Source organism: uncultured Eubacterium sp., from assembly GCF_934295145.1.
Lineage (GTDB): Bacteria > Bacillota > Clostridia > Lachnospirales > Lachnospiraceae > Eubacterium_I.
The window spans coordinates 1-10441 of record NZ_CAKRAS010000079.1 but is presented as its reverse complement, the minus strand read 5'-3'; the positions used below and the strand labels follow the sequence as shown (position 1 = coordinate 10441).

The window sequence follows — 10441 nt, the reverse complement described above, 5'->3', positions numbered from 1 at the left end:
TTGTATACGATTTCCAGAACATCACCGATTTTTAATTCCGGTGCTTTTTCTACTTTAAAATATTGTGTACTGCTTAAGTCCTGCATAACTTGTACCTCTGTCGTTAAAATATATCAACATTTATTCTAATATAAATAAGGGAAAAATTCAACCTTCATTATCTGGTTCTCCAGTTTTTCCTCCGTTGGTACCCATACTTTGACATATTCCGGTGTCAGTCCTTCAAAATAGCGCACACCGTCCACTTCTACCGGTTCTTCAAATAATACGGATACTTCTTTTCCTTCGTAATACTGAATAAATTCTTTTTTCTGTTTTTCTGCCAGCTCCATCAGGATTCCACTACGCTCTGCTTTAACAGATTCCTGAATCTGATCCGGCATGGATGCAGCAACCGTTCCGTTTCGCTTGGAATATTTAAACACATGCACCTCGTAAAAATCCACTTTTTTCACAAATGCGCAGGTCTCCTCAAACTCTTCCGGTGTCTCCCCCGGAAATCCCACGATGATATCTGTGGTGATCGCAGGATGTTCATAATACTGACGTAACAGATCGCATTTTTCCAGATATTCTTCCGGTGTGTATCTGCGGTTCATCCGTTTCAAAACGGTTGCGCTTCCGCTCTGCAGGGACAGATGAAAATGCGGACATACCTTCGGCAATTTCACCAAAGACTGTACAAAACTTTCTGTGATGATCCCCGGTTCCAGAGAGCCCAGACGGATACGCTCGATACCGTCAATCTCATGCAATGTCTGAATCAGTTCCAGCAGGCTGCTGTCGCAGTCAATGCCATAAGAACTCAGATGAATACCTGTCAGCACCAGCTCCTGAAAACCGTTTTCTGCCAGTCTGCGCGCTTCCTCTGCCACATCCTTCCGTTTTCGGCTTCTGACTCTGCCACGCGCATACGGAATAATGCAGTAGCTGCAAAACTGATTACAGCCGTCCTGCACCTTCAAAAATGCACGGGTATGCTCTGACGGATGGATCACTGTCAGTTCTTCGTATTCCTGTTTTGTATGATTAATATCCAACACGCCTTCCTGCTCTACGCCATGGTCTGCCTCATAGGCTGCCAGCATTGCAAGAAGATCCTGCTTTTTATTGTTTCCGATAATAATATCAATGGCCGCATCTGCTTTCGCCTGCTCCGTGGATGTCTGCACATAACAGCCTGCCGCCACTACGATCGCATCCGGATTCATCTTCTTTGCTTTATGAATCATCTGTCTGGATTTGCGATCCGCAATATTTGTCACAGAACAGGTATTGATAATATACACATCTGCCCTGTCATGAAACGGCACAATCTCATATCCCGCCTGTTCCAACATCTGCTGCATTGCTTCTGTCTCATATGAATTCACTTTACATCCAAGGCTGTGTAATGCCGCTTTTTTCATTGTTTCAACTCCTATATTGTATTGACTTTTTCATAATTTGAAGTTACTATTGAATAGAATAAATTATATTTTTTCAGGAGGGCTGGTAAATGAAAACAGTACAGATTTCTTTAAATTCCATCGATAAGGTAAAAAGCTTTGTCAATGCAATTACTCAGTTCAATTTTGATTTTGACCTGATTTCCGGAAGATACGTCATCGATGCAAAATCCATTATGGGTATCTTCAGTCTGGATCTGTCCAAACCGATCGACCTTGCAATTCATGCAGGTGATACAGATATGGGCGAGATCATGGAAGCATTAAAACCTTATCTTGTATAATTTTATCCAAAGAAAATGAAATATACTTATTTTCAAAACCAGATACCGGGAAAAATCAAAGTGATTTTTTCCCGGTTCTTTTTATTCACTGAACTCTTGTTTTTTATTTGCCGATACAGCTATTTTTCGTCTGTTTCGACTATTGTATTTATATCTACTCTTCGCAAACAGTAATTGTCTCTGTTGTCTCAATCGCTGTCTGCATCAGCTCATCAATTTTCTCATTCAAATGCTGCTCGGAACGCTCAATGATCTTCAGGTTCGGTTTTGTCACCGGATGTTTTGCAACAAAGATTGTACAGCAGTCTTCAAACGGCTGAATGGATGTCTCGTAAGTATCAATTTTTTCCGAAATCGCAATAATATCATTTTTATCAAAACCGATCAGTGGACGGTATACCGGCATATTGCATACGGCATTAGTTGCTGCCAGTGACTGCATCGTCTGGCTTGCTACCTGTCCGATACTCTCACCGGTGATCAGCCCAAGGCATCCGGACTCATTTGCGAAATGCTCTGCAATCTTCATCATATATCGACGCATGATGATGGTCAGCTGATCATGTGGGCATTTGTCGTAAATATAAAGCTGAATATCGGTAAAGTTGACAATATTTAATTTGATCGGGCCGCTGTATCGGGATACGATTCTTGCCAGATCGATTACTTTCTGTTTTGCACGTTCACTTGTATAAGGCGGTGCATGAAAATAAGTAGCCTCAATCGTAACACCACGTTTTGCGATCATATAACCTGCTACTGGGCTGTCGATACCACCGGACAGAAGTAACATTGCCTTTCCGGCTGTTCCAACCGGCATCCCTCCCGGTCCCGGAATGATCATGGAATAAATATTTACCTGGGAACGAATTTCCACGTTCAGCATGATATCCGGATGATGTACGTCAACTTTCATCTCCGGATAAGTGTCCAGAATGATCTCGCCAAGGTCTGCATTGATTTCCTGAGAGTTTTTCGGGAAATTTTTCCGCGCTCTTCTGGATACGACTTTGAAAGTTTTGTTTTTGTCCGGATATACGTCATCCAGATATTTTAATACGTCTTTTGCCAGCTGGTCAAAACCCTTCTCTTCTACTCTGACTAACGGGCAGATGCCTACGATACCGAAAACTCTTGTCAGAGCCAGAACTGCCTCATCATAATCATAATCACCTTCTGCATCCACATAAATTCTTCCCTGCTCTCTGGAAACAGAAAAAGTTCCGTCCACCGGCTGCAGGGCATGTCCGATCTGTTTCATTAACGCTTCTTCAAATACGTAGCGGTTTTTTCCTTTAATACCGATTTCACCGTATTTGATCAAAAATGACTGAAACAACATAAATTTGTTTCTCCTCTCTCTCTAATGTCTTCTATATCTACGCAACATCGGAAGTAACTCTTCCAAAACGCTGTAAGTATAATCCAATTCTTCTTTTGTCGTCTCCGGGCAGAAACTGAACCGCAGTGTGGATTCCTGATGCGCATGATCCAGTCCGATATTCAGCAATGTGCTGGAAAGAGACGGATGATTGGAAGAACATGCACTTCCCGCTGACACATAAATATTGCGATCCTCCATCGAATGAAGCAACACTTCGGAACGCACACCCAAAAAACTTGCGCTGACAATCTGCGGTGCACTGTCTCGATCTGTTTTTCCGTTGATGGTCACATCCTCAAGCTGCTGCAGCTTCTCCGCAAAATATGCTTTCAGTTCATACAGATGCTCTGCATTCTCCTCCAGATGATCATAAGCCTCTGTCGCCGCCACACCAAGTCCTGCAATTCCCGGCACATTGATAGTTCCAGAACGCATGCCCTTCTGCTGATCTCCACCAAAGGAAATCGGACGGATTTTTGTCTTGTCTTTGATATATAAAAATCCAATGCCCTTCGGTCCGTGAATTTTATGTCCGCTGACAGAAAGCAGATCGATATGCATCCGTTTCGGAATGATCTGAAACTTTCCGTAAGCCTGAATTGCATCCACATGAAATACCGTAGCCGGATTGTGATCTTTGATGATTTTTCCAGCTGCTTCCACTGGTTCTAAGGCACCGATCTCATTGTTTACCATCATCATGGACACAAGGATCGTATCATCCCGCAATTCCTGCTGCAGCCGTTCCAGTGAAATCTGCCCATTTGCGTCTACCGGAAGATACGTGATCTCAAAGCCCTCTTCTTCCAGAAATCGCATCGTATTTTTTACAGATGCGTGTTCTACGCTGGTGGTAATGATATGTTTGCCCGCACGCTGATTTGCCAGTGCGGTACCGATGATTGCCAGGTTGTTAGACTCTGTTCCACCGGAAGTGAATACAATCTCCTTTTCCTGACAACGCAGGGTTTTTGCAATGGCTGTGGTTGCCTCTTTGACATATTTTTCTGCTTCCACGCCTTTCATATGCATGGAAGATGGGTTTCCAAAGTCCACGGTCAACGCTTCCACCATTTTATTTTTTGCCGCCTCCGAACATCTCGTGGTGGCTGAATTATCCAGATACGCTTCCATTGTCAGCATTCTCCCTCCGTTTTTTCTTCCAATTCCAGCATCAGCATGGACATGGTGCAGATTGCTGCCGTATCTGTACGCAGAATTCTTTTTCCAAGGGAAAGTACCTCTGCATCCTGCCGTAACACATCAATCTCTTCCTCAGAAAATCCGCCTTCCGGCCCGATAAACACACTGATAGACTGTCCCGGTTTCACCTTTTTTAACGCGTCTCTGGTTGCTTCCATACCGCGCTCATTTTCATAAGGCACCAGGATCATATCCTGCTGTTTTGCATATTCTACCGCTTCTTTGAAACTCATTACGGTATGCACTTCCGGAATTTTGCTGCGTTTGGACTGTTTTGCCGCGCTCTCACTGATGGCCTGCCAGCGTTTCACTTTATTGCCTGCCTTTTTTGCATCCAGTTTGACCACGCAATATTTCATTGCCACCGGAATGATCTCATGTACTCCAAGTTCCACCGATTTCTGAATGATGTACTCCATACGGTCGCCCTTTGGCAATCCCTGAAACAGATAAATCCGTGATGGAAGTTCTGTATCCGGTGCTTCCTCATCCAGAATATCTGCCTGCACGAAATCATCTGTCAGTTCCGCAATTTTACAGAACATATCGCGGGAACTGCTGCTGACCCGGATTTTTTCCCCGGGACGCATACGCAGCACATTTTTAATATGATTGACATCACTTCCAGTGATAGTCACATATTCTTTGCCAATCTGGCAGTCATCCACAAAAAACTGATACATGCTTATTTCCTCGCTGTGATGCTGACCCATTCACCCTGATGTGTCACTTCCAGAACAGTCATGCCAGCTTTTTCAATGGCTTCTCTTACTTCATTCTCTTTGAAATCAATGATTCCTGAAGTAATGAATACACCGTCTTTTTTCAGGCGTGCCGGAATCACTGGTGCCATCGGGATGATAACATCTGCCAAAATATTTGCAACAACCACATCATATTTCTCTGTACCGACTTTTTCCTGAAGTTCGATATCGTCAATCAGGTTTCCAACGTAAAAATCACCCTGTTCTCTGCTCAGGTGATTTACTTCAAAGTTTTCATAAGTAGAAGTAATGCAATCTTCATCAATATCTGTACCAGTCAGATGACCTGCACCAAGTTTCAGGCTGACAATAGAAAGGATTCCGCTTCCGCATCCCACATCCAGCACTTCATCGCCATTTTTCATATATTTACGAAGCTGATGGATACAAAGCTGTGTAGTCTCATGTTTTCCGGTTCCAAAGGAAATACCAGGATCAATCTCGATCAAAATTTTGTCCTGATCTGCCTGATCCAGTTCTTCCCAGGTCGGTTTGATCAAAATATCATCAATGGTAAAGGAATGGAAAAACTCTTTCCAGTTGTTCATCCAGTCAATATCCTCCGTCTCACTGCTTGTAATCTTGCCGCTTCCGATATTCACATAGCTGCGCATTTCTTCTAACGCCTCTGCTACTTCTTTTAACTTCTCGCTGTGATCCTCACCGGCTTCCAGATAAAAGCTGACATAGCCAATGCCCTGATCCGGTGGAAGCTCCGGCAGAATATCAATAAACATTTTAGAAGTATCAGATTCTGATAACGGTACATTATCCTCGATTTCAATGCCTTCGATGCCAAGATCTGCCAATGTACTACTGATGTAATCTTCCGCTTCTGTGGTAGTTTCAATCGTATATTTATCCCATTTCATCGCACATATCCTCCATATTATTATTTGCACGCAATTTTCATAGTTCCGAACATGCCAATTAGTCCTGCAGCAACAGGACTAATCAATGCCGAAAACATTCTTGAATTATATTACCCTATAAACCAGTCATTCGACAAGAGTTTTTTTGACTAACCGAAAATTTAACATTCTAGAATTTTTACTCTACGATCTGCGGAAACGATCCAGCATCATAAAAATTTCTTCTTTTCGCGGATATGCATAACCACAAGAAAGTACGCCATCCACAAAAGCTGCCATTCCTTTTTTCTCAAGCAGACTACTCATTTCCGCAACCAACGCCTGCATTTCCATAGAAATTGAACCTTTTTTCATGATATATTTCATAATTACAGCCAGCGCTGCCGTCTGCTCCGTATCAATCAGCTGCTCCACATAACGCAGATCTACCATATTGTGGTCGATAGAAAAACCATCGGTTCCCATTACTTTTGTCTTGATCCGCTCTTCTCGTTCACCTCTGCCATTTCGCTTTGTCTTCCGTTCCATCACAAACATACGCTTTTTCGTTGGAAGTGCAAATACTTCCGTATTGTCACTAAAATCCACAGAAGGATACTCCGACAGCAATTTCTGAACTTTGGCTTTCACATCTTTCGGTCGATACGCATCCATCTGAATAATGGTATCTGCCACATGGAAAAATGCTCCGCTGCTGCCCGCAACCAAAACCGTAGAAATTCCTGCTTTTTCATACAGGTCCTGTACTCTGGCGATATACGGCGTGATCGGTTCCTGCGCTCCGCTGACCACACGCTGCATAAAAGCATCCCTCACAAGAAAGTTTGTTGCGGAAGTGTCCTCATCAATCAGAAGACAGCTTGTACCCGCTTCGATTCCTTCCATAACACCTGCTGCCTGTGACGTGCTTCCGCTGGCATCTTCCGTGGAAAAACAATGAGTATCTTTTCCATTCGGCAGATCATGAATAAACAGAGACAAATCCAGGTCAGAAACCGCCCGGCCATCCTCAGCACGCAGCTTCAGCGCGTTGGCTCTGGTAATAACATACTCCCTGCCATCGTCTTTCACATGATTGTATACACCCTGTTCCAATGCCTGCAACAATGTGGACTTTCCATGATAACCACCGCCAACGATCAATGTTACGCCCTCCGGGATTCCCATACCACAGATTGTTCCGCCAAAAAGTAGATCTATAGTAATCTCCATACTCTTCGGGGATTCAAATGCCACTGCATCTTTTAACGGCTGACTGGATACCCCATTCTTTCGCGGCAAAATACTTCCGTTTGCACAGAAAGCCACCAGTTTTCGTTCCTCTAATACTTCACGAATCTTCTGCTGATTTTCCGCCAGTTCATAAGTTTCCTGAACCTTTGCTTTGTCCCACGCCTGATAATACAGACACTTTTTCACAATCTGTGGCAGAAAATCCAGTAAAATCTTCTCCAGTTCCTGCGCATTAATGGTACGTCCATTCGCCGGAAAACCAACTTCAAAACGCACAATCAATGCCGTACTGCTAAATTCCACTGCTGTCCGGCGCATAATCTCCGGTCCCGGTCTGCTGGTAGAGATCAGTCCGCTTTTTCCAGAACCTTTTGCCTTGAAACTGTACTGATCTAATGCTGCCGAAAACTTACGCAAGATTAAATCTTCCAATGCCGTTTTCGTATAACTTTTTTCAAAATATTTTTCCGGAAATCCTGCTTTTTTCAATGGAAGTTCTACATGCAGGGAAGATGGTGCCGCAAAAGGATCTCCCTGCACATGGTCAATAGACAGCACAAAGTCACCGAAGGTATAACTTCCCCTCAGTGACTTATATGCCGGATAACTTTTTCGATGAATTGATTCTAATTTATTTTTTAAATCTATTTTATTATACATCCGTAATCCTATACTATATTAATCTTCTTTTTTGAAGAATCCTCTTTTTTTGTGATGTTTCTCTTGTTTTATACCTTCTTCCGCACCTGTATGCAGGGTATCACCGGATACCGCATCAAATGCACGCAATGCTTCTTTCGCCTCTGCACTCAATGATGTCGGAACCTGCACCACCAGAGTAACATACTGATCACCACGAATATTTTTGTTACGCAGAGAAGGAACACCTTTGCCTTTCAGGCGGATTCTTGTATCAGTCTGTGTACCAGGTTTTACTTCATAAATAACATCTCCATCTACAGTGCTGATTCTTGTCTCGCCACCTAATACTGCCTGTGCAAAGGAAATCGGTGCAGTTGAATAAATATTCATATCCTGGCGCTGGAAAATTGGATGTGAGGATACAATAACCTCTACCAGCAGATCACCACGCGGTCCGCCATTGATACCAGGCTCACCCTTCTCACGGATACGAACACTCTGCCCATTATCAATTCCGGCAGGAATAGAAACTTTGATTTTCTTTCTGCTGGAAGTATAACCGGTTCCACGACAGGACGTACATTTATCTTTGATAATCTTGCCGGATCCGTTACATTCCGGACAGGTCTGAACGTTCTGAACCATGCCGAACAGAGATTGCTGTGAAAATACAACTTTACCTTTTCCGCCACATTTTGTACATGTCTCTGGAGAAGTACCCGGTTTTGCTCCTGTTCCACCACAGGTCGTACATTCATCTTTCAGCACCATATCAATCTCTTTCTCACAGCCAAACACTGCTTCCTCAAACGTGATACGGACACTGGTTCTTAAGTTGGCACCTTTCATTGGTCCATTGGATGCGCCTCTTCTGGAACCGCCGCCAAAGAAATCGCCGAAAATATCACCAAACATATCACCGAAATCCATGCCGGAGAAATCAAATCCACCAGTTCCGGCGCCGCCTGCTCCACCGTCAAATGCAGCGTGACCAAACTGATCATACTGTCTTCTCTTCTCTGAATCACTTAATACCGCATAAGCCTCAGAAGCCTCTTTAAATTTTGCCTCTGCCTCTTTGTCTCCCGGGTTTGCATCCGGATGATATTTTTTGGCTAACTGACGGTATGCCTTTTTAATTGTGGCATCATCTGCGCTACGGTCTACACCAAGCACCTCATAATAATCCCTTTTCTGTTCTGCCATATCTGAACTCCATCCCTTATGTTTTGCTGTATTTTTGTATCTTCTGGTTTCACGAAGGGCAAATATCCCCTTCGAGATTAATCCAACAATGCACCAGAAGGCATTCCGCCCTCTGGTGCGTTATTTATCATTTTGCATTTACTGCGATGAACCGCATATCCTTCGATTCTGATTAAACCTCTTTGTAATCAGCATCTACAACATCGTCATCAGCGCCGCCTGCTGTCTGCTGGCCAGCACCTGCGTTCATGTCCGGACCTGCGCCTGCAGCACCACCCTGTGCAGCCTGTGCCTGCTCATACATTTTAGCAAATACCTGCTGAGCGCTTGCCATCAGTTTCTCTTTTGCAGCTTTCAGCTCATCTAACTCTGCATCTGTCATCTTGTCAGCTTCCGGATGAGCCTCAAGAAGTGCTTTTAATGCATCCAAATCTGCCTGTACCGGTGCTTTCTCAGCATCTGAAATACCAGAACCAACTTCCTCAAGTGCTTTCTCTGTCTGGAATACGAAGGAATCAGCATCGTTTCTTGTATCGATCGCGTCTTTTCTCTTCTTATCCTGAGCCTCAAACTCTGCAGCTTCTTTTACAGCTTTATCGATCTCATCATCAGACATGTTGGATCCTGCTGTGATTGTGATATGCTGCTCTTTGCCTGTTCCAAGGTCTTTTGCAGATACATTTACAATACCGTTTGCATCGATATCGAATGTAACCTCAATCTGCGGAACACCACGACGTGCTGGCGGGATTCCATCCAGACGGAACTGTCCAAGAGATTTATTATCTCTAGCGAACTGACGCTCACCCTGTACTACGTTGATATCTACAGCTGTCTGGTTATCTGCTGCTGTGGAGAAAATCTGGCTCTTTCTTGTCGGGATTGTTGTATTTCTCTCGATCAGTCTTGTAGCTACACCACCCATTGTCTCAATGGATAAGGAAAGTGGAGTTACATCAAGCAGTAATACTTCACCGGCACCAGCATCGCCTGCAAGTTTACCACCCTGGATAGAAGCACCGATTGCTACGCACTCATCCGGGTTCAGGGATTTACTTGGCTCTTTGCCTGTCAGCTGTTTTACTTTATCCTGTACAGCCGGGATACGTGTAGAACCACCTACTAACAGTACCTGACCAAGTTCAGAAGCTGTGATACCTGCATCTTTTAACGCATTCTGTACCGGAACTGCTGTTCTGTCAACCAGGTCACGTGTTAACTCATCAAATTTAGCTCTTGTGAGGTTCATATCGAAATGTTTCGGTCCCTCAGCTGTAGCTGTGATGAACGGAAGGTTAATATTTGTTGTTGTTGCAGAAGAAAGTTCTTTTTTCGCTTTCTCAGCTGCTTCTTTTAATCTCTGAAGAGCCATTTTATCTGTAGAAAGATCTACACCTTCCTGTTT

General features: G+C 43.8%; 9 protein-coding genes. 1 reads left to right on the top strand and 8 read right to left on the bottom strand.

Going from position 1 to position 10441, the window contains the following annotated elements; all coding sequences use genetic code 11:
• Nucleotides 1-125 precede the first annotated feature (125 nt).
• Nucleotides 126-1409 carry a tRNA (N(6)-L-threonylcarbamoyladenosine(37)-C(2))-methylthiotransferase MtaB gene (mtaB, locus tag Q0I54_RS12285; protein ID WP_296118993.1) on the bottom strand — a complete coding sequence of 428 codons (1284 nt, stop codon included), beginning with the start codon at nucleotides 1407-1409 and terminating at the stop codon, nucleotides 126-128.
• Nucleotides 1410-1498: 89 nt separating this feature from the next.
• Between mtaB and Q0I54_RS12280 the strand changes: the two genes are divergently transcribed.
• Nucleotides 1499-1732 carry an HPr family phosphocarrier protein gene (locus Q0I54_RS12280; protein WP_177973072.1) on the top strand — a complete coding sequence of 78 codons (234 nt, stop codon included), beginning with the start codon at nucleotides 1499-1501 and terminating at the stop codon, nucleotides 1730-1732.
• A gap of 154 nt (nucleotides 1733-1886) precedes the next feature.
• Here Q0I54_RS12280 and thiI read toward each other — a convergent pair whose 3' ends face one another.
• From thiI to Q0I54_RS12245, 7 genes are all read right to left on the bottom strand, one after another.
• Nucleotides 1887-3074 carry a tRNA uracil 4-sulfurtransferase ThiI gene (thiI, locus tag Q0I54_RS12275; protein ID WP_296118990.1) on the bottom strand — a complete coding sequence of 396 codons (1188 nt, stop codon included), beginning with the start codon at nucleotides 3072-3074 and terminating at the stop codon, nucleotides 1887-1889.
• Between the two features lie 21 nt (nucleotides 3075-3095).
• Nucleotides 3096-4250 (bottom strand): cysteine desulfurase family protein, encoded by a 1155-nt coding sequence (locus Q0I54_RS12270; protein ID WP_296118995.1) that lies wholly within the window; start codon nucleotides 4248-4250, stop codon nucleotides 3096-3098.
• A gap of 2 nt (nucleotides 4251-4252) precedes the next feature.
• Nucleotides 4253-5002 (bottom strand): 16S rRNA (uracil(1498)-N(3))-methyltransferase, encoded by a 750-nt coding sequence (locus Q0I54_RS12265; RefSeq protein WP_296118988.1) that lies wholly within the window; start codon nucleotides 5000-5002, stop codon nucleotides 4253-4255.
• Between the two features lie 2 nt (nucleotides 5003-5004).
• Nucleotides 5005-5955, bottom strand: coding sequence for a 50S ribosomal protein L11 methyltransferase (prmA, locus tag Q0I54_RS12260; RefSeq protein ID WP_296118986.1), 951 nt, complete (start codon nucleotides 5953-5955; stop codon nucleotides 5005-5007).
• Between the two features lie 183 nt (nucleotides 5956-6138).
• Complete coding sequence (locus tag Q0I54_RS12255) at nucleotides 6139-7848, bottom strand: ABC-ATPase domain-containing protein (protein ID WP_296118984.1); 1710 nt, start codon at nucleotides 7846-7848, stop codon at nucleotides 6139-6141.
• An 18-nt stretch (nucleotides 7849-7866) separates the two neighbouring features.
• On the bottom strand, nucleotides 7867-9036 hold the full coding sequence (dnaJ, locus tag Q0I54_RS12250) for a molecular chaperone DnaJ (protein ID WP_296118983.1): 1170 nt from the start codon (nucleotides 9034-9036) through the stop codon (nucleotides 7867-7869).
• Between the two features lie 172 nt (nucleotides 9037-9208).
• Nucleotides 9209-10441: Hsp70 family protein (locus tag Q0I54_RS12245; protein WP_296118982.1), on the bottom strand; the 1233-nt coding region annotated here is incomplete at its 5' end.

What these genes read in the sequence shown, in the direction of transcription:
- Q0I54_RS12280 (WP_177973072.1), top strand. Translation starts at nt 1,499, where the DNA reads ATGAAAACAGTACAGATTTCTTTAAATTCCATCGATAAGGTAAAAAGC.
- Q0I54_RS12255 (WP_296118984.1), bottom strand. Translation starts at nt 7,848, where the DNA reads ATGTATAATAAAATAGATTTAAAAAATAAATTAGAATCAATTCATCGA.
- dnaJ (WP_296118983.1), bottom strand. Translation starts at nt 9,036, where the DNA reads ATGGCAGAACAGAAAAGGGATTATTATGAGGTGCTTGGTGTAGACCGT.
- Q0I54_RS12270 (WP_296118995.1), bottom strand. Translation starts at nt 4,250, where the DNA reads ATGGAAGCGTATCTGGATAATTCAGCCACCACGAGATGTTCGGAGGCG.
- Q0I54_RS12265 (WP_296118988.1), bottom strand. Translation starts at nt 5,002, where the DNA reads ATGTATCAGTTTTTTGTGGATGACTGCCAGATTGGCAAAGAATATGTG.
- mtaB (WP_296118993.1), bottom strand. Translation starts at nt 1,409, where the DNA reads ATGAAAAAAGCGGCATTACACAGCCTTGGATGTAAAGTGAATTCATAT.
- thiI (WP_296118990.1), bottom strand. Translation starts at nt 3,074, where the DNA reads ATGTTGTTTCAGTCATTTTTGATCAAATACGGTGAAATCGGTATTAAA.
- prmA (WP_296118986.1), bottom strand. Translation starts at nt 5,955, where the DNA reads ATGAAATGGGATAAATATACGATTGAAACTACCACAGAAGCGGAAGAT.